We start from the raw sequence: 18,309 nt of genomic DNA on the forward strand, positions 1-18,309 counted from the left end.
TTTAGTCCTTTTTAATAGGAACCATGAAAACAGGTATTTTGGTGCGCTCTAACACAGAAGATGCAACTGTACCTATTAATATCTTTTCTAATGTACTATGGCTATGTGTCCCCATTACAATAAGTGAAGCATCCCACTCTTTTGCATATTCTAGGACTTCGTCTGCAGTATCTCCTTCTGCAATGTGAGAAGAAATAGTAGAATCGTTAAGATGTTTTGTAGCCGTATCTAAGAAATCTTTAGCTACATTTTTCATCTCATCTTGGATGCTTGGATCGTAAGGAATATTCATTGTATCATACCCCATAAAACTAGGATATTGGATACCATAATACTGCAAATTACTTATTACATGCATTAAACAAACCTCTGCTCCTAACTTTTTTGCTAATTGATATCCTTTTTTTACAACTTCTTCTGAAGTAGGGTTATAATCGATAGCTATTAATACACGTTCCATGATTTATATTTTTAAAATGATACGAAATCTATACCCATTAACTATAATATAATGAGATATTAAGATACTGTACTCTAAAGATATAAAATTGATTAGATTTTTTCTATCTAAGCCGCGTTAAGATTTTATAAAAGCTTTTGAGAAGATGTATGTTCTTGCTATTCTTTAATTATCAGTATAGATGCTTTTACTCCAGTTGCTAAATTCCAAATATTGGAAGATATCTGCACTCCTTGATCGTCTATAATTGCGAATTGTGCGGTATTAGGCCCTGAAGTTCCTTGATTTAAAGCTTTAAACTCAATTTTATTAAAGCCAGCTTCTAACTCAAGAAAATATGATTTAAAATTAGAATCTAAATATACATTAGGAACCACCACTTTATCATTTACAATAACACTCACCCGATCTCCATCTACGTATTGGTGGTCTCTACATAATATTTTTACTGCTTTGGCATTCGTTTTAAAGTCTCCAAAATACTGAGTTGTTGTGGCTCCAATCTTCTGATTGTCTCCTTTGCTGAAGTCTTTATTAGTTTTCTTCTGAAAACGTTCTCCTGGGTCTAGAAAAACCTCTGTTGGCGCCAAAAGGTTTACTTCTTTATTAGCAATATCTGTTGCAGAACGCTCTTTAGGAGCTTCAGGAGCATCTGGAATCTCCAAATCTGGAACAGCTTTAATATCTAATGGTTTTTCTTTCTTAGCATCATCATTTTGTTGTTGCGTAGCATTAAGCCCCTCTAATGGGATAGGCGCATTTGGCAAATCCCCTTGAGCGTAAGCAACAGATCCAAAAAGTATAATAATTATAGTTACTAAAAATCTCATATTATCATTAATAATTCATGACAGCGATAAATATAATTAGATAAAGCTTTTTATAAAACCTAAACATCAATGTTTTAATAAAATTTTATCTCTTTATTATTGATAAACCCCATTATGGCCGTAAAAATAATATCCAATTCTATGCCAAACACTTAATTTATGTTAATTTGAAAATTAAAAATGTAAAAAAAAGCCAATCTTTTAAAAATTACACTTAGTAATCTTAAAAGATTGGCGCTTATTAACACTTTATGAGTAGTAAGGCAAAAGAAGACCATTTACTTTGTAGCACTATACCCAAACTAACTTTTGTTGTATTTTCGTACTTATCTCGGCAGGTAATTTGTCGGTGTTTTTCCGTAATATTTTTTAAAAGTCACTATAAATGAACTAACGTTTTCATATCCTAAATTAAATGCAATCTCTTTTACGCTTTTGTTTTCTCCTAACAGCTTAACTGCTTCCATTAATTTTAATCGCATTTTCCAATCCCCAAAACTCATACCTAATTCTTTATTAAATAACCGAGAAAGAGTTCTTGGACTGACACATGATTTACTTGCATAATAATTAATCGTATGTTTACTTGACAAATTATTCATCAAAGAATATAAAACCCTATTTATCCTTTGGTCTTGGCTAGTGGGTAAAAAAGTTTTACTTGGTTTCAAACTAGAGAGTTCATCTAAGAATACATCTATAACCCTATTTTGTTGTTGAGTGAGTGTACTTGGATTAGAATAGGAGATTATTCTTTCTAAAATACTATTTAAAAAGTCTGAAGTTTCAAAAGCAAAACTATCATTTGGTAAATTATTTAACATAGATTGATCTATAAAAGCTGTATTTACTTTTACATTATTAGGAAAAAAAACTTGATGTTCTTCATTACTAGCAATCCAAACACTTTGTAGAGAATTAACTATCCAAATATAATTTTTTGTAACAACCTCCATTATTCCCGTATTACATGATATAATTTGAGCTCTTGGATGTGAGTGTGAATTAGCACATTTAGAATTTTGAATATGCTCAGAGTATGTCGTAACAGGATGAGATTCATTTACCTCAAAACCATAATCTATTCTAATATCTGTCTTATAATCAACATTCATTGTCCAAATATAGTAATTAGGACTCGGATGTAAGTTCCAATTTTGTAGAAAATTAAAATATTGAATTTATGGACACTAAAAAACACAATGAAAACATTGTAGAACAATTTTCAAAACAAGCAAGCGGGTATACATCTATAACTTCACACAGCGATTCTTTGGAAAAATTAATTACTATAACATCGGCTTCTAAAAAAGATAATGTTTTAGACATAGCTTGTGGCTCAGGTATTGTCTCATGCGAATTTGCCAAATATACCAATCATGTAACTGGAATTGATATGACGCAAGGAATGCTTGATGAAGCAAAAAAACTACAGATAAAGCTTAACCTTAAAAACGTTATTTGGCAAATAGGAAATGTTGAAAGTTTACCATATGAAAGCAACAGCTTTTCAATAGTAGTATCAAGGTTTGGCTTTCATCATTTTTTAAATCCTCTCAAAGTTCTGTCAGAAATGAAAAGAGTGTGTAAGCCTAATGGGATTGTCTTGATTGTAGATGTCTCTTTACCCGATAATAAAATTAAAAAATACAATGAAATGGAAAGAAACAGGGATTATTCACATGCTGCTGCACTTTCATTAACTGAATTTTCCCATCTTTTTGAAAAAATCTGTTTTAAAAGTCTGAATACAGATTTTTATGTGATGCAGATTGGATTAAAGGAACAACTTAAAGCATCTTACCCAAGAGACGCAAATGCTTTAGAAAACATGATTATTAATGATGTAGAGAAAAATGATTTGGGTATAAATGTTTCAAAATTTAATGATAAATATTACTTAAATTATCCAATTCATATTTTTTCGGTAAAGAAATAAAAAATTTAGAAAAGTCCCTCTTAACTGGAGGGCTTTTCAGTATAAAAGACAACTCTTAAATAAAATTAATACCGCTATCTTAATTTAAAATTATACAATCAACAGCAAATTAATCACTATCGCGTTCTAATTGCTTCTGAATTTTATTTATTGCCGACTCTATAGATTTTTCTGGTTCTATCACATTATACGCTCCCCAGAATTCAGGATCAGAAAACCCAGACGCTTCATCAACAATAATAATAGAACTCTTCATTCGGTCTCTATATCTCAAATCTTTACCCGCTTCACCTTCTTCCCAATCTGTAATAGCCATCTCACTACTTACAAAATATTTAGAATTAAATAATTTCCCCTTTCTATCAACCACAAAAGCTAATTGAACATTTCCGTAGCCATAATAATACTTCCCATCATTAATTCTATAATCCACTCTATACAATGCCTCCGTTGGATATGCATCTATTCCATTAGGTTTACTTCTTACCAAAAGATCACTTACAAGTTCTTTATTATCGACATTAAGATTAAAAACGGCGCTCATTAACGCTTCTGACTTAGAACTGATATATAGCTTACCGTAAAATAATGGATCAATAACTCCTTCTTTTTGCTTAAAACTAACTACATATACAGGTTCTTCATTTATGGTAGTAGATGTAGTAAATTTAAAATCGTAATGCTTAATAAGATCCTCTGTGAAAATATATTCTGGGTACTTCATAATATCCACATATAGCGGCGTAAAAGGTCCTCCTTGTAACTTCAACGCTACGGTATCTAACCTATGGTAATCGGTACTTTTTCTAGATTTATATAATTCAATATAATCTTTTTTTCCAGATGAATTTGGTTGTTTATAAATATAAGCTACCGCTTCTGAGAGAGAAGCATCTCTGTTCCTCTTTTTTATAGTTTCCCTATAAAATGCAGTCATCTTAACAGGAAACTCAATATAATTATCGCCTTTCTTTTTTATCATCCGCTTTACTAATTCTAAAGCATCTTTAGGGGCTGTAACATCTATTCCCATGAGTTCGATAGAAACTGGTATTAATGAAATTTCATTTTCTCTCTCTTGTAAAGATGAAATTGGAATTTTTCTTTCTTTATATCCTAAGAAAGAAACTAACACACTAGAACTCGATAATGAGTCTGGAACCTTTAACGCAAACTCCCCTTCAGAATTTGTAATAGAGCTAATATTGGTATCTTCAATTGTAAGTGTTGCAAATACTAATTCGTCTCCTGTTTTATCATCTATAATAACTCCTTTATACTCTTTAAAAAGTAAAGAATCTTGGGGATAATTTTTCATTAAATCTACCTTAAAAGCAAACATATTATATGTAGTGCATAATAGCAGTAGTAAAAATAAAATTGGTTTTATGTTAATTAGTTTTTTCATAAACTTTAGTAGTATTTATTAACCTATAAAAGATACATAATTTTTATATAATTTACTATTAGTCAGCAAATGACAAGAATAATTACATGAAAATTAAAATATTTAGGTTTTAGAAATAAAAAACTCCCTAAGCATTACCTAGGGAGTTTTAAAAGTAGTATTCATAGATTAGGGGAAATCTATAATGTTTAGATGCTTTTGTATTTGGGGCTCACAAAAGCACCTTAAACTCAATACGAATATACACGCTATTATTAGTTAACTAAACTTTATGTTGCAAAAGCACCCTTTTTGTATGTATAGACTATATATGTTGATGTTTGCGAAAATATACCTCCCATTAAAACAGGTAGTTATATAAAAGTAGAATGTTTAAATAAAGATTTTATGTTGAAAATTAATTAGCTCATATGATATACATTTTAGAAAAAACAGATTTCAATTATATAAAAACACAAACACTACACCGCATACAAACAAACCCGCCTGAAAGAAAAACTCCTTCAGGCGGGTATTTATTATAATATTGTTTAAGCTTTTAAAGTATAATAACTCCAAGCTTGGAGTATAAAAAGCGGATCTTATTTTTGTAAAGTTACCTTAACAGCATTTAAGCCTTTAAGTCCTTTTTCAAGTTCAAATGAAACTTTATCATTTTCAGCTATTTCATCAATCAAACCACTTACATGAGTAAAGTATTTCTCTTGATCTTCAGCATCAATTATAAATCCGAATCCTTTTGAAGTATCAAAAAAAGAAACAGTCCCTTTTCTTACAGGATCAAATGCTTCTCTATCCTCATCAGATATTCTTGGAATACTAATTTCGATATCTTCCGCATCCACTTCTACTTTCATAGAAGGATCTGGTGGAGTATCTGTTAAATTACCATTGAAATCTACATAAGCAAATTCAATTCCTTTCTTATTAGATTCTTTAGCTTCCGCCTTGCGGGCTTCCATCTTCTTTCTCTTGTCTTCACGCTTTTTTAAACGCTTTTTCTCTTTTTCTGTTTTGTTATACGTCTGTTGGGATTTAGCCATTCTTTTATTTAAGGATATATTTTATTAGTTTTTGCAAGTTACCGCTTTTTTAATTAAATATAGCTTTTATAACAAACTATACGCTATAAACATTTTTATAATTGAAATTTTATGATGGTATTTCTAACTTATTATGCAATTTCTATCAATTTCACCTTTAGCTTATCATTTAAATTTCAAAAGAAAAACAACTCTCCAAAAGCAATGAATTAGCTTTTATAAAGTAGTATATTTGCCACATGCCTTTTAGAAAATTACATTCCGATATAAAAGAGACGTTAGAGCGTCTAAAAATAACAACTCCAACTTCTTTTGAAAGCAATAGTATTCCTGTTATAAAAAGTGGTGCTAATGTTTATTGCACCGCACCAAAAGATAGCGGTAAAACTACTACGCTAATAGTAACAACGTTACAAAAGTTAAAGTGTGAAGCTGCTGGTAATAGTCCTAGAGCTATTGTTCTTGTAGAAAATAAAGAGAAAGCATTAGAATTATATGACTCCTTTATAAACTACACTAAATATAATTCGTTACGTGTTTATGTTGGTTATGAGCAGCTCCATATCGATGTGCAAAAATCAGAGATCTTTGAAGGTATAGATATTCTTATTTCTACTCCTGAATCAATGAATAAACTACTTTTATTAAATGGAGTTAACATTGCCGATTTAAAGATCTTAAGTATTGATGATGCCGAGTTTTTAACTAAAACTACCGCTTACAATGCTATTATGTCGATCACGCAAAGTATTCAAAGATGTCAATTTGTAATGTATTCAGAAAAGATGCATCCCGTTTTACAACGTTTTGAGTCTTATTTCATGGAATATGCTAAAATAGTGTCTGAATAGATTGCTATTAATAACGGTATTATATTGAAGTTATGATCATACCTAAGTTACATTATATCTCCCAAGGAAGCGCTCCAAAAGAGCATTTAGAGAACATTCAAAAGGCTTGCACTTCTGGTGCTGAATTGGTACAACTACGAATTAAAAATACTTCAGAAAAGAAAGTATTAAAGCTTGCTAAAGAAGCTCGAGAAATTACAGCTCACTTCCAAACAAGATTGATTATTAATGATTTTTATAAAGTAGCCAAAGAAGTTAAAGCTGATGGCGTTCATTTAGGTCAAACAGATACCTGCCCACTTATTGCTCGGAAGTACTTATATACTTGGCAAATGATTGGTGGAACTGCAAATAATTTACAGGAATGCGAAACATTACTAAAAAAAGAAGTTGATTACATTAGTTTAGCTCCTTTTAGAGCGACTACTACAAAAGACACTTCAAATCCAGCTTTAGGACTAAGTGTTTATAGCGCAATTGTAGATGTATTAAAAACGAAGACTCCTATTATTGGTTGTGGTGGGATCACCTTAGAAGATGTAAAAGAAATTTTAGACACTGGAGTCTCAGGAATTGCAGTCGCAGAACAAATTACTCGTAATTTTAATAATATCCGCTCTTTTAATCTTTTATTAAACGCTTCACTAACTCAAGAACAACGTCACACTTTTAAGTAAATTTAATACTGTTAACTGCTACATGATTATAAAGTTATTAATTAATCATTCCGTGCAAATATAAAGGCACCAGTTTGCTTTATAATTATTGATGCTTTATTACAAATCTTCCCGTAACACCAAGCGATTACCATTTATCTAAAACTTCTCTTTGGTTAGTTTACCTAACATAAAGTAGGTTCAAATAAATTATCACTATGATAATATTTAATAATGCTAAGCATTCATTATAAAGTTTTTATAACTTAAAATCCTGCATTAATTACCAACACCTATCAGCAAAAACCTTACCCTATTTTCACCTCCATTATAATTCTTTGTTAACAAAAAAGAATGAACGTTCATTTTTTATACCTTTGCTATAGAATTTAAAATGATATGGCAACACTTCAAAAAAGTATAGACAAACGTAACGCATTAATAAAGGCTACCATTGAGTTAGTAAATAATAATGGTTTTCATGCAACGCCAATGAGTAAAATTGCAAAAATGGCGAACGTCTCTCCTGCTACTATTTACTTATATTTTGAAAATAAGCAAGATTTAGTAAACAAAACTTATATAGAAGTTAAAGCTTCCTATACAAAATATGCATTTGCAACTTATAAAGAAGAAATGACTGTAGAAAAAGGTTTTGAAATTATATGGAAGCGTATTGCAGATTTTAAACTTAAGGAGTGTGAACACGCAATGTTTTTAGCACAATGTGACAATACGCCAATTATAGATGAACCAAGCAGACAAGAAGGCATTAAACATTTGCAACCCCTACTCGACCTTTGGGAACGTGGTAGAAATGAAGGAATAATAAAAAAATCTTCAGATTACTTGTTGTATGCCTATTCCATCAACCCGTTGTCGTATTTAATGATTACCCAAAAACGAGGAGATTTTAAACTTAATAAATCTCACTTAGAAGAAGCATATCAATCAGCTTGGAACAGTATAAAAGCTTGTAACAAGTAGTTTAAATAATAATTAAAATAAAAAATAGAGTTATGACTAAGACAATATTATTAAAAAATAGACCAAAAGGAAGACCTACAACTTCAGATTTTGAATTTGTAACTGAAGATAAGGATCTTAAAATTGGCGATGGCGAGTTACTTCTAGAAACCACATATGTTTCTGTAGATCCATACCTTAGAGGGAGAATGAGTGATGCTAAATCTTATGTCCCTCCTTTTGAGCTTAATAAACCTATTCAGTCGGGTGTAATTGCTAAAGTAATAGCCTCTAAGAACAGTAAGTTTAAAGAAGGAGATTTTGTTTCAGGAATGTTGGATTGGAAAACAAAACAAGTTTCTAATGGTGAAGGACTTTTAAAAGTAGATGGAAATAAAGCTCCTTTAAGTGCTTATTTGGGTATTCTTGGAATGACAGGAATGACTGCTTATTTAGGACTTAATGAAATCGGTAAACCTAAGGCTGGAGAAACACTTGTAGTTTCTGGTGCTGCTGGTGCTGTTGGAAGTGTTGTTGGTCAGATAGGAAAAATATTAGGACTTCGTGTTATTGGAGTTGCCGGAACTGATGAAAAAATTGAAATGCTAAAATCCAAATTCGGATTTGATGCTGGTATAAATTATAATACTACTAAAGACATTAAAGGCGCTATTGCTGAAGCTGCTCCAAATGGTGTAGACATCTATTTTGATAATGTGGGTGGACCAATTTCTGATGCTGTATTATTCAATATCAATAAATTCGCTAGAATCGTTATTTGTGGTGCTATTTCTGTTTACAATGAAACTGAATTACCTAAAAGCGTTAGTGTACAACCTTTCTTAGTAAAAAACAGCGCGTTGATGCAAGGATTTATTGTTTCTAATTATTCTGATAAATTCCCAGAAGCTATGAAACACTTATCTGGTTGGTTATCTGAAGAAAAACTAACTTATAGCGAGACCATTGTTGATGGTTTTGATAATATTCCAAATGCTTTTATCGATTTATTTGACGGTAAAAACAAAGGGAAAATGATAGTTAAGATTTAATAATATTAATCAGCATAAAAAAAATAACAAATGAATAATTTTGAATTTAAAAACCCTACCAAAATAATTTTTGGAAAGGACACTATAGAAAAATTAAATACAGAGATTCCAGAAGATGCAAAAGTATTAATGCTTTATGGCGGCGGAAGTATTAAGAAAAATGGAATCTATGAGCAAGTAAAAAAGGCATTATCTAATCTTGAGGTAATAGAATTTGGAGGAATCCCTGCAAATCCAGAATACAGCATTCTAATGAAAGCCCTTAAAATTATTAAGGATGAAAACATTACTTATTTACTAGCTGTTGGTGGTGGTTCTGTTATTGATGGAACAAAATTTTTATCTGCCGCTGCATTGTATAATGGAGATACGCCATGGGACATTTTATCCAATAAAATTAGAACAGAAAAAGGAATGCCTTTCGGTACAGTCTTGACGCTTCCAGCAACAGGTTCTGAGATGAATTCTGGAGCAGTAATTACTAGAGAAGAAACTAAAGAAAAGCTTGCTATGGGTGGTCCTGGATTATTTCCAGAGTTTTCAATACTAGATCCCCAAGTAATTGCTTCTATTCCTAAACGTCAGTTAGCAAATGGTTTAACAGATGCTTTTACGCATGTTTTAGAGCAATACATGACGTATCCTATTGGAGCCTTACTCCAAGATCGTTTTGCAGAAAGCATCTTACAGACTTTATTGGAAGTCGCTCCAAAAGTATTAGAAGATCCTACAGATTATAAAGCAACCTCCAACTTTATGTGGAGCTGCACGATGGCATTAAATGGGCTGATTCAAAAAGGAGTTCCTACCGATTGGGCCGTGCATGCAATGGGTCATGAATTAACAGCATTATTTGGTATTGATCATGCACGTACTTTGGCAGTAATTACCCCTAGTCATTATAAATATAATTTTGAAGCTAAAAAGGAAAAATTAGCGCAGTATGCCGAGCGTGTTTGGAATATAACAGAAGGTAATACAGATGATAAAGCTTATGCTGCCATCGAAAAGACAGAAGCTTTTTTCCATCAATTGGGGATCCAAACAAAACTGTCTGATTACACTAAAGATTATGAGGGCACCGCAGAGGAGATTGCAAAACGCTTTACAGATCGCGGTTGGTTAGGATTAGGAGAGCATCAATCGCTTACTCCTGATAAGGTTGAAAAGATTGTGAAAATGGCCTACTAATTCATTTTCAATGCTATTATTTCTGAAAGAATTTCAGAAGAGAAAAACTATAAAAAGAAAAAAATGAAAGTATTATTTGTATTAACATCTCACGATAAATTAGGAGACACAGGAAAGAAAACAGGATTTTGGGTAGAAGAATTTGCCAATCCATATTATACATTACTTGATAAAGGAGTAGATATTACAATAGCTACGCCAAAAGGAGGTGCTGCGCCAATAGATCCAAGTAGTGACTCTCCAGATGCGGCTACGGAGGCTACAAAACGTTTTGATAAAGATGAAGAAGCCCAAAATAGAATTGCAAATACAGAAGTATTAGCTACAATGAATCCAGACGATTTTGACGCCGTATTTTACCCTGGTGGTCACGGTCCGCTATGGGATTTAGCTAACGACGCTACTTCTATTGAATTGATCGAAAAATTTAATTCTCAAAACAAACCGATAGCATTTGTTTGCCATGCGCCTGGTGCATTAAAAAATGTAAAAGGAGAAGATGGAAATCCGTTAGTTAAAGGTAAAAAAGTAACAGGCTTTACTAATACAGAAGAAAAAGCGGTACAATTAACAGATGTAGTTCCGTTTTTAGTTGAAGATATGCTAGCTAAAAATGGCGGAATCTATTCTAAAAAAGACGATTGGGCTGCGTATGCACTTCAGGACGGAAATCTTATTACTGGTCAGAATCCAGCCTCTTCTGAGCTAGTAGCTGAAAAATTATTAGCTAGTTTGAAATAATATAGATTTATAACAAAAAAATAGGCTGCCTTTTCTGGCAGCCTATTTTTTTTGTGCTTATACTATGTAATAAGCATATTACTTAAAGTCTCAATCTTAGCTTAAACATTGTGAATATTACATTTCCACAACGCTTTTATTTACGACTGATATTCTTTTACAATATTCATACGTAGTTTTCTGAAATAATCTTCAGCCAACCAATCGCGATAGTTCTTAGTACTTTTACTTATACAATGTGAATAACGCTTTATTCTACTATCAATATCATCTTTTAATTCCATGGCTAGCATTCTAGCATCGTAAGCATCTTCACTATTATCGACACACATTTCCGTATGTTGCTTTAAAGATTTCTCTAAAATTGTTTTTGAGCGCATTCCTTTCTTTATTGTTTCATCATAGAAATCTTCAATATTGAAAGTCACATCTTCAGTTTTAGCAAATTTCTTACGGAGTTCTGAAGGCATCTCGTAAACAAAATTACTTTCTATCTCCTCATCATCCTTAATATTTTCAAGATAAAAATCTGGATATTTAAAGATATGTTGCCAATCTACTGGTTCACTCCATAGTCCAAAACGAGCTACGTTATTACCAAGATCTAATACTGTAAACTTATTTTTCCCATCTAAAACTCGGGATCCACGCCCAATCATTTGGAAATATAAGGTTAGAGAACGTGTTGCTCTGTTTAGAACTATTGTTTCTACAGAAGGTTCATCAAAACCTGTAGTTAATATACTTACCGAGCTTAAAATAGCATCTGGAGTATTTTTAAACCACTTTAAAATCTCTTTTCTGTCCTTATTACTATGTGTATTATCTAAATGCCTAACAGGATAACCCGCTTCTCTAAACATTTCATAAACATACCAAGATGTATTAATCCCGTTATTAAAGATAAGGGTTTTCTTTCCTTTAGATTTTTGCTCATAGGCATATAAAAGTTTCTCTTGCATCTCTAAATTTGAGTACAAAGCTTCAGAAGATTTAACGGTATAATCTCCGTTAATACCAACTTTTAATGTTCCTAAACCTACATCATAAGAGAAAGTTTCAGCATTCGCCAAAAACCCTTTGTTTATTAATGTTTTTATAGCTTCTCCAATTATAAGTTCGTTATAATTATCCTTCATAGGAAGTTTAATATTCGAACTTAATGGCGTTGCGGTAACCCCAAGAATAAAACTATTCTTAAAATAAGAAAGTAATTTTCTAAAAGAGTTATAATGTGCTTCATCAATAATAACAAGTCCTACGTCCTCTATTTCCAGCTTATTATCATTAAGCCTGTTTTTAAGAGTTTCTACCATAGCAACAAAGCACATATATTCTCCTTGATCTGGGAGCTCCTTTACCTTGCTATTAATAACCTTGTTCTTAACATTAAAGCCACGTAACATCTTTGAGGTCTGCTTGCTTAACTCAATTCTGTGCGTAAGAACAACAACCTTTTTCTTATATTCCTGAATATATCTTCTTACTATTTCAGAAAAAATAACCGTCTTTCCCCCACCAGTTGGTAGTTGATATAATAGATGATAATTATTAGGTTTATTCTCTATACGATCAAAAATCTTGTCTATAGCCCCTTTTTGATAATCGTAAAGCTCCTTTTTTTCTACTTCTTCAATCGCTAGCATGCTTTTATAATTATGGTAAATGGTTAAACGTGCAAATTTAGCTAGTTTTATGGTTAAATTGAAATTTTAGGCCAGGATAAACACAAGATTAACAAAGAAACTTCTTATTTATACACGTTTCATATTAAAACTTCTGATTATAAACCTTTTAAACAATCCTTAACATAATTACTATTGCGCTTCCAGAATTTTACTGTAGTTTCGCTGCTTAAGTAAAAACTAAGGTTTGTAACATAATACAAACGCAATTAAAATTTTTATATGAGTCAAGTAAAGGAAAACGACACAGTTAAAGTTCATTACACAGGAAAATTAGAAGACGGTCAAGTTTTCGATAGTTCATTAGAGAGAGAGCCTTTAGAGTTTACTCTTGGTGAAGGACAATTAATCCCTGGGTTTGAAAATGGAATTTTAAATATGGCGGTTAACGAAAAAAAGACTATCAATATTCCATCTTCTGAAGCATACGGTGAAGTTAGAGAAGAATTACTTCAAGAGATTCCTAAAAAGGAGCTTCCAGAAGATATCGAACCACAAAAAGGTATGGGACTTGTTTCTCGTACTCCAGATGGTAGAGAAATCCAATTAGTTGTTGCAGATGTAAAAGACGATTCTATCGTTGTTGATGCAAACCACCCATTGGCAGGAAAAGACCTTACATTTGAAATAGAAGTACTAGAAATTAAGTAATTTTATAGTTTCTAAAATATTTATGGTGCCTGAGATGAAATAATTCTCAGGCACTTTTTTTTAGAATAAAATCGCAAAAATCACCTTCAAAACCACTAAATTCTTAAAATTAAGCCAAAATACTGACGTAAAACGAATTAAGACACGATATAATTTGCTTTTGTAAAAAAAAAGTGTTACTAATGGAGTTCGCATCAAAAATATAGAGAAAATATATGAGACAACTTAAAATAATAAAGCAGGTAACCAACCGTGAATCTAAATCATTAGATAAGTATCTTCAGGATATTAGTAAAATTGATATGATTACAGCCGATGAAGAGGTAGAATTGGCACAACGGATTAGAGAAGGTGATCAAATTGCTTTGGAAAAGTTGACTAAGGCAAATCTGCGTTTTGTTGTTTCAGTAGCAAAACAGTACCAAAATCAAGGACTTAAACTTCCTGACCTTATTAATGAAGGAAATTTAGGACTTGTAAAAGCTGCTAAAAGATTTGATGAAACCCGTGGTTTCAAGTTTATATCTTATGCCGTATGGTGGATTCGTCAATCTATACTTCAAGCGCTTGCAGAACAGTCTCGAATTGTAAGGTTGCCACTTAATAAGATTGGCTCTATAAATAAAATTAATAAAGCATATTCTTTCTTAGAACAAGAACATGAAAGAGCTCCTTCTGCAGAAGAAATTGCAAAAGAGCTTGAAATGACGGTTAAAGATGTTAAGCAATCTATGCGTAATTCTGGGAGACATCTTTCTATGGATGCTCCACTTAAAGAAGGAGAAACATCAAATTTATATGATGTTGTTCGCTCTGGAGAATCTCCGACACCAGATTTACAACTTCTTCATGACTCACTTAATATTGAGATAAATAGAGCTTTAGAAACGCTTACCACTCGTGAAGCTGATGTGATTCGCTTAAACTACGGAATTGGAGACCAACAACCAATGACACTTGAAGAAATTGGTGATGTTTTCGACTTAACAAGAGAACGTGTAAGACAAATTCGAGAAAAAGGAATTAGAAGATTAAGACATAATTCAAGAAGTAAAATCTTAAAAATGTATTTAGGATAATACCTAATCTATATAATAATTAAATCCCGCTTCATCCAAGCGGGATTTTTTTTCGTATAAATAGTACGATTGTATGATTTTGGCTATTCAGATTTAATAGTCCTTTAACCATACTTTGACTAATATTTTTGTTTGTTTGTTATTATGATAAAAACCTACCTTAAAAAATATAAGAAGCAACTATTAATTGCTTTTGGAAGTATAATTGCTCTTTTCATAATTTTTGTAATTAGTGTATACCTTGGCGCCTGGGGACATATGCCTTCTGAAGAAGAATTATCGGATCTAAAACTTGATCAAGCTACAGAGATTCTAGCCGATGACGGACAATTACTCGGAAAGATATATATAAACGACAGACAACCCATTCCTTTTGATAGTATTCCAAAAAACTTAATTAATGCGTTAGTAGCTACAGAAGATGCTCGTTTTTATGAGCACAGTGGTGTGGATAATAGAAGTTTACTACGTGTATTCTTTAAATCTATATTGCTTCAAGATAAATCTTCTGGTGGCGGAAGTACAATTACACAGCAACTCGCAAAAAATTTATATCCCCGAAAAAACCTTGGTTCTTTAGGAATTATAGTTCATAAACTTCGAGAATCTATAATCGCAAAAAGACTAGAAGATGTCTATTCTAAAGATGAGATTCTATTGCATTATTTAAATACTGTGCCTTTTAGCGATAATACGTATGGAATTGAAAGTGCTTCAAAACATTTCTTTAATAAATCTACTGCGAATTTAACAACTCCAGAAGCAGCTACCCTAATTGGGTCCTTAAAGGCTACTTATTATTACAATCCGAAGTTATTTCCAGAGCGCAGTAAACTCCGTAGAGATGTTGTATTGAGCCAGATGAAAAATTATGAATATATAAACGAAGAAGCTTATGATACACTTATTAAAGATTCTTTAAAACTATCTATTCAAGAATATAGCTACAATGAAGGGATTGCTCCTTATTTTAGAGAGCAAGTACGTCTTTACTTAAAAGATTGGCTTAAAGATTATAATGAAAAAAAGGATACAGCCATAAATTTTTATACCGACGGACTTAAAATTCATACTACCATAAACTATGACATGCAGCAATTAGCTGAAGAGTCTGTAAAAGAGCATTTAAGTAAACTTCAAAATCAATTTGAAGATAGTTATGGTGAAAATGCTCCTTGGTTAATTGATGAGGCTATTCTTAAACCTGAAATTGAAAAAAACATCGCTTACAAAAAACTTAAAGCTAAAGGTTTAGAAGATGACCAAATTATAGACTCCCTTCAGAAAAAGAAAGAGGTCTCTGTATTTAATTGGGAAGGAATTTCAAAAGAAAATCTCAGTACAATAGATAGTATTCAACATTATTTAAAATTTCTTAATTGTGGTTTTGTAGCTATTAATCCAAAAAATGGAGCACTAAAATCATGGATTGGAGGGATTGATTATGAGTTTTTTAAATATGACCATGTAATACAAAGTAAGAGACAGGTTGGATCAACATTTAAACCTATTGTATATACTACCGCCCTAGAAAATGGTATTTCTCCTTGCACCTATTTTTCCGTCGAACCTGTAGCATACGAAAATATGAAAGGGTGGGAACCAAAAAATGCTGGTAATGATGAAGATGAGGAATATATGAATTATTCTATGCAGCATGCTTTGAGTAATTCTATAAATACCATTGCCGTAAAAGTATTGGAGAAAGCTGGTATTAAAAATACCATATTACAAGCCCAGAAAATGGGAGTTACCACTACCCTTCCAGAGGTTCCTTCTTTAGCACTTGGAACAGCAGAAGTAACCCTTATGGAAATGGCAAAAGCTTACACAACATACGTTAATAATAGCGTTCCTACGAATCCATTTTTCATCAATAAAATTGAAGATGATAAAGGAAATATTCTGATGGAAAATAAACGGGAGGATAAAAATGAGAAAGCATTCTCGGATACAACTAGAGAAGTAATGCTAGAAATGATGAAGTCTACAATAAATAGCGGTACTGCCACTAGACTCCGAAATAGCTATGGATTAAAAAATGATATTGCTGGAAAAACAGGAACTACACAAAATAATAAAGATGCTTGGTTTGTTGGTATCACTCCAAATTTGGTGAGTGTAACTTGGGTCGGTTTAGATAATCATCAAATTGGATTTAAAACAACGGCAATGGGACAAGGTGCAAATGCCGCACTTCCTATTTTTGGTAGATGGATGCAAAAAATGAATAACAACAGTAAATTAAGTCCCATTACACAAGCTAAATTCGATACTCCTTCAAAAGAAATTTTAGAAAGTTTAGACTGTAATCCAGAAAAGCGAGATGGCTTTTTTAAGCGATTATTCTCTAATCCGAATAAAAAGAAAAGTAAAAAGTTTAAAACTAACTAATAATTAAATTTACTCTCTATTTTTTAAAGTAACTTTGTATCGTATATAAATCTCCTATGGAAGAAAATCAAGAATTAATATCTCGCTTAAGTTGCTATATCCACGACTGGTTAATAGACCATGATTATGCTATTGGTACCGCCCAAAAGCTAAATCTGATCGCAAATATTTTAGTCGTTACAGCTATAGTTTATTTACTTGATATTATCATTAGAACTTTTGTGGTAAAATTCTTTTTAGCATTTACCAATAAAAGTAAAACTACTTTTGATGATTTCTTGGTAAAAAGTAACTTCCCTAAATACATCGCACACATAGCTCCCTTTATATTTATTAAGAATGTAATTCCCTATGTGTTTACAGACTATCATGGGCTGCTAGTTTTCTTTACTAAAGCTACAGATATATACTTAATATTATTAGTAGTTTTTATATTGCGAAGTATTGTGAGAACTACAAAGAATTATCTTAGGACTACAGATCGTTTTTATGACAAACCCTTGGATAGCTATGCACAAGTAGTCATTATTTTTATTTGGTTCTTTGGTTTACTCTTTATTTTTTCTGAATTAACAGGACTTTCAATAGCAAAATTCTTAACTACATTAGGAGCCGCTTCTGCTATTTTACTATTAATATTTCGAGATACTATATTAGGTTTTGTAGCGAGTATCCAAACTTCAGCTAACGACATGGTTCGTATTGGAGACTGGATAACAATGGAAAAATATGATGCAGATGGTGATGTTGTCGAAATAAACCTTGCTACTGTAAAAGTTAGGAATTTTGATTATACTATTACCACAATTCCAACTTATGCGCTTATATCCGACTCCTTTAAAAACTGGAGAGGTATGCAAGAAAGTGGCGGTAGACGTATAAAAAGAGCTATCTTCTTAAAGGCTTCTAGCGTTAAATTTCTTACTTCTGAAGACCTTGAAAAATATAACAGTATTCAAGCTATAAAACAATATATAGACCATCGTCAAAAGGATATCAATAAGTTCAATAAAGATCAAGGTTACGATAAAGAACAAAATATCGTTAACGGAAGAAATCAAACCAATCTTGGAATCTTTAGAAAGTACTGCGATTTATACTTGCAGAATCACTCTGCTACTAATAAAGATATGCTTATGATGGCACGTCATCTAGCTCCTACTCCGCAAGGAATTCCTATTGAGATATATGTCTTTTCTAGTGATAAAAGATGGGAAAACTATGAGCGCATAATGGCAGATATTTTTGAGCACATCATAGCAGCAGTTCCGCATTTCGACTTAGAGATTTTTGAAGCTCCTTCTGGTTCTGATATTAATAGGTTTACAGGATTTGATAACAAAGTAAATAAGTAATTCTAAAC

17 protein-coding genes are annotated in these 18,309 nt (G+C 31.9%); 11 read left to right on the forward strand and 6 right to left on the reverse strand.

Features of this window, described 5'->3' with window-relative positions:
• Position 1 precedes the first annotated feature (1 nt).
• The 3 genes from ACN0TY_RS07095 to ACN0TY_RS07105 form a co-directional block, all read right to left on the reverse strand.
• A complete protein-coding gene (locus ACN0TY_RS07095; protein ID WP_417443929.1) occupies positions 2 to 460 on the reverse strand; it encodes a universal stress protein in 459 nt (152 codons plus the stop codon).
• Positions 461 to 618: 158 nt separating this feature from the next.
• The gene (locus tag ACN0TY_RS07100; RefSeq protein ID WP_236958181.1) at positions 619 to 1,290 is read right to left on the reverse strand and encodes a hypothetical protein; all 672 of its coding nucleotides are present in this window, start codon (positions 1,288 to 1,290) and stop codon (positions 619 to 621) included.
• Positions 1,291 to 1,616: 326 nt separating this feature from the next.
• The gene (locus ACN0TY_RS07105) at positions 1,617 to 2,405 is read right to left on the reverse strand and encodes an AraC family transcriptional regulator (protein ID WP_417443930.1); all 789 of its coding nucleotides are present in this window, start codon (positions 2,403 to 2,405) and stop codon (positions 1,617 to 1,619) included.
• A 68-nt stretch (positions 2,406 to 2,473) separates the two neighbouring features.
• Between ACN0TY_RS07105 and ACN0TY_RS07110 the strand changes: the two genes are divergently transcribed.
• On the forward strand, positions 2,474 to 3,229 hold the full coding sequence (locus ACN0TY_RS07110) for a class I SAM-dependent methyltransferase (protein WP_417443931.1): 756 nt from the start codon (positions 2,474 to 2,476) through the stop codon (positions 3,227 to 3,229).
• A gap of 109 nt (positions 3,230 to 3,338) precedes the next feature.
• Here the strand turns inward: ACN0TY_RS07110 and ACN0TY_RS07115 are convergent, their stop codons facing one another.
• On the reverse strand, positions 3,339 to 4,547 hold the full coding sequence (locus tag ACN0TY_RS07115) for a carboxypeptidase-like regulatory domain-containing protein (protein WP_417443932.1): 1,209 nt from the start codon (positions 4,545 to 4,547) through the stop codon (positions 3,339 to 3,341).
• Positions 4,548 to 5,218: 671 nt separating this feature from the next.
• Positions 5,219 to 5,680, reverse strand: a complete 462-nt coding sequence (locus ACN0TY_RS07120) for a cold-shock protein (RefSeq protein WP_236958179.1) — start codon at positions 5,678 to 5,680, stop codon at positions 5,219 to 5,221.
• Positions 5,681 to 5,919: 239 nt separating this feature from the next.
• On the opposite strand from ACN0TY_RS07120, the gene ACN0TY_RS07125 reads away from it, so the two are divergent.
• The 6 genes from ACN0TY_RS07125 (at position 5,920) to ACN0TY_RS07150 (ending at position 11,137) form a co-directional block, all read left to right on the forward strand.
• Positions 5,920 to 6,531 (forward strand): DEAD/DEAH box helicase, encoded by a 612-nt coding sequence (locus ACN0TY_RS07125; protein WP_417443933.1) that lies wholly within the window; start codon positions 5,920 to 5,922, stop codon positions 6,529 to 6,531.
• A gap of 32 nt (positions 6,532 to 6,563) precedes the next feature.
• Positions 6,564 to 7,208: a thiamine phosphate synthase gene (thiE, locus tag ACN0TY_RS07130; RefSeq protein WP_417443934.1), complete on the forward strand. Its 645-nt coding sequence runs from the start codon at positions 6,564 to 6,566 to the stop codon at positions 7,206 to 7,208.
• Positions 7,209 to 7,586: 378 nt separating this feature from the next.
• Positions 7,587 to 8,174 carry a TetR/AcrR family transcriptional regulator gene (locus ACN0TY_RS07135; protein ID WP_417443935.1) on the forward strand — a complete coding sequence of 196 codons (588 nt, stop codon included), beginning with the start codon at positions 7,587 to 7,589 and terminating at the stop codon, positions 8,172 to 8,174.
• Between the two features lie 32 nt (positions 8,175 to 8,206).
• On the forward strand, positions 8,207 to 9,205 hold the full coding sequence (locus ACN0TY_RS07140) for an NADP-dependent oxidoreductase (protein ID WP_417443936.1): 999 nt from the start codon (positions 8,207 to 8,209) through the stop codon (positions 9,203 to 9,205).
• Positions 9,206 to 9,235: 30 nt separating this feature from the next.
• Positions 9,236 to 10,396, forward strand: coding sequence for an iron-containing alcohol dehydrogenase (locus tag ACN0TY_RS07145; RefSeq protein WP_417443937.1), 1,161 nt, complete (start codon positions 9,236 to 9,238; stop codon positions 10,394 to 10,396).
• 3 nt (positions 10,397 to 10,399) lie between these two features.
• Complete coding sequence (locus tag ACN0TY_RS07150) at positions 10,400 to 11,137, forward strand: type 1 glutamine amidotransferase domain-containing protein (RefSeq protein ID WP_417444008.1); 738 nt, start codon at positions 10,400 to 10,402, stop codon at positions 11,135 to 11,137.
• A 140-nt stretch (positions 11,138 to 11,277) separates the two neighbouring features.
• Here ACN0TY_RS07150 and ACN0TY_RS07155 read toward each other — a convergent pair whose 3' ends face one another.
• A complete protein-coding gene (locus ACN0TY_RS07155) occupies positions 11,278 to 12,783 on the reverse strand; it encodes a DEAD/DEAH box helicase (protein WP_236958172.1) in 1,506 nt (501 codons plus the stop codon).
• Positions 12,784 to 13,044: 261 nt separating this feature from the next.
• Between ACN0TY_RS07155 and ACN0TY_RS07160 the strand changes: the two genes are divergently transcribed.
• From ACN0TY_RS07160 to ACN0TY_RS07175, 4 genes are all read left to right on the forward strand, one after another.
• Entirely contained in the window at positions 13,045 to 13,473 is a 429-nt protein-coding gene (locus ACN0TY_RS07160; protein WP_236958171.1) for an FKBP-type peptidyl-prolyl cis-trans isomerase, read from the forward strand.
• Between the two features lie 215 nt (positions 13,474 to 13,688).
• Positions 13,689 to 14,552: a sigma-70 family RNA polymerase sigma factor gene (locus ACN0TY_RS07165; protein WP_236958170.1), complete on the forward strand. Its 864-nt coding sequence runs from the start codon at positions 13,689 to 13,691 to the stop codon at positions 14,550 to 14,552.
• Positions 14,553 to 14,696: 144 nt separating this feature from the next.
• Complete coding sequence (locus ACN0TY_RS07170) at positions 14,697 to 16,946, forward strand: penicillin-binding protein 1A (protein WP_417443938.1); 2,250 nt, start codon at positions 14,697 to 14,699, stop codon at positions 16,944 to 16,946.
• Between the two features lie 56 nt (positions 16,947 to 17,002).
• Positions 17,003 to 18,301: a mechanosensitive ion channel family protein gene (locus ACN0TY_RS07175; protein ID WP_236958168.1), complete on the forward strand. Its 1,299-nt coding sequence runs from the start codon at positions 17,003 to 17,005 to the stop codon at positions 18,299 to 18,301.
• The last annotated feature ends 8 nt before the right edge of the window (positions 18,302 to 18,309 follow it).

It is taken from the genome of Joostella sp., from assembly GCF_048266025.1.
GTDB lineage: Bacteria > Bacteroidota > Bacteroidia > Flavobacteriales > Flavobacteriaceae > Galbibacter > Galbibacter atrarenae.

What these genes read in the sequence shown, in the direction of transcription:
- ACN0TY_RS07095 (WP_417443929.1), bottom strand. Translation starts at nt 460, where the DNA reads ATGGAACGTGTATTAATAGCTATCGATTATAACCCTACTTCAGAAGAA.
- ACN0TY_RS07100 (WP_236958181.1), bottom strand. Translation starts at nt 1,290, where the DNA reads ATGAGATTTTTAGTAACTATAATTATTATACTTTTTGGATCTGTTGCT.
- ACN0TY_RS07105 (WP_417443930.1), bottom strand. Translation starts at nt 2,405, where the DNA reads ATGAATGTTGATTATAAGACAGATATTAGAATAGATTATGGTTTTGAG.
- ACN0TY_RS07110 (WP_417443931.1), top strand. Translation starts at nt 2,474, where the DNA reads ATGGACACTAAAAAACACAATGAAAACATTGTAGAACAATTTTCAAAA.
- ACN0TY_RS07115 (WP_417443932.1), bottom strand. Translation starts at nt 4,547, where the DNA reads ATGAAAAATTATCCCCAAGATTCTTTACTTTTTAAAGAGTATAAAGGA.
- ACN0TY_RS07120 (WP_236958179.1), bottom strand. Translation starts at nt 5,680, where the DNA reads ATGGCTAAATCCCAACAGACGTATAACAAAACAGAAAAAGAGAAAAAG.
- ACN0TY_RS07125 (WP_417443933.1), top strand. Translation starts at nt 5,920, where the DNA reads ATGCCTTTTAGAAAATTACATTCCGATATAAAAGAGACGTTAGAGCGT.
- thiE (WP_417443934.1), top strand. Translation starts at nt 6,564, where the DNA reads ATGATCATACCTAAGTTACATTATATCTCCCAAGGAAGCGCTCCAAAA.
- ACN0TY_RS07135 (WP_417443935.1), top strand. Translation starts at nt 7,587, where the DNA reads ATGGCAACACTTCAAAAAAGTATAGACAAACGTAACGCATTAATAAAG.
- ACN0TY_RS07140 (WP_417443936.1), top strand. Translation starts at nt 8,207, where the DNA reads ATGACTAAGACAATATTATTAAAAAATAGACCAAAAGGAAGACCTACA.
- ACN0TY_RS07145 (WP_417443937.1), top strand. Translation starts at nt 9,236, where the DNA reads ATGAATAATTTTGAATTTAAAAACCCTACCAAAATAATTTTTGGAAAG.
- ACN0TY_RS07155 (WP_236958172.1), bottom strand. Translation starts at nt 12,783, where the DNA reads ATGCTAGCGATTGAAGAAGTAGAAAAAAAGGAGCTTTACGATTATCAA.
- ACN0TY_RS07160 (WP_236958171.1), top strand. Translation starts at nt 13,045, where the DNA reads ATGAGTCAAGTAAAGGAAAACGACACAGTTAAAGTTCATTACACAGGA.
- ACN0TY_RS07165 (WP_236958170.1), top strand. Translation starts at nt 13,689, where the DNA reads ATGAGACAACTTAAAATAATAAAGCAGGTAACCAACCGTGAATCTAAA.
- ACN0TY_RS07170 (WP_417443938.1), top strand. Translation starts at nt 14,697, where the DNA reads ATGATAAAAACCTACCTTAAAAAATATAAGAAGCAACTATTAATTGCT.
- ACN0TY_RS07175 (WP_236958168.1), top strand. Translation starts at nt 17,003, where the DNA reads ATGGAAGAAAATCAAGAATTAATATCTCGCTTAAGTTGCTATATCCAC.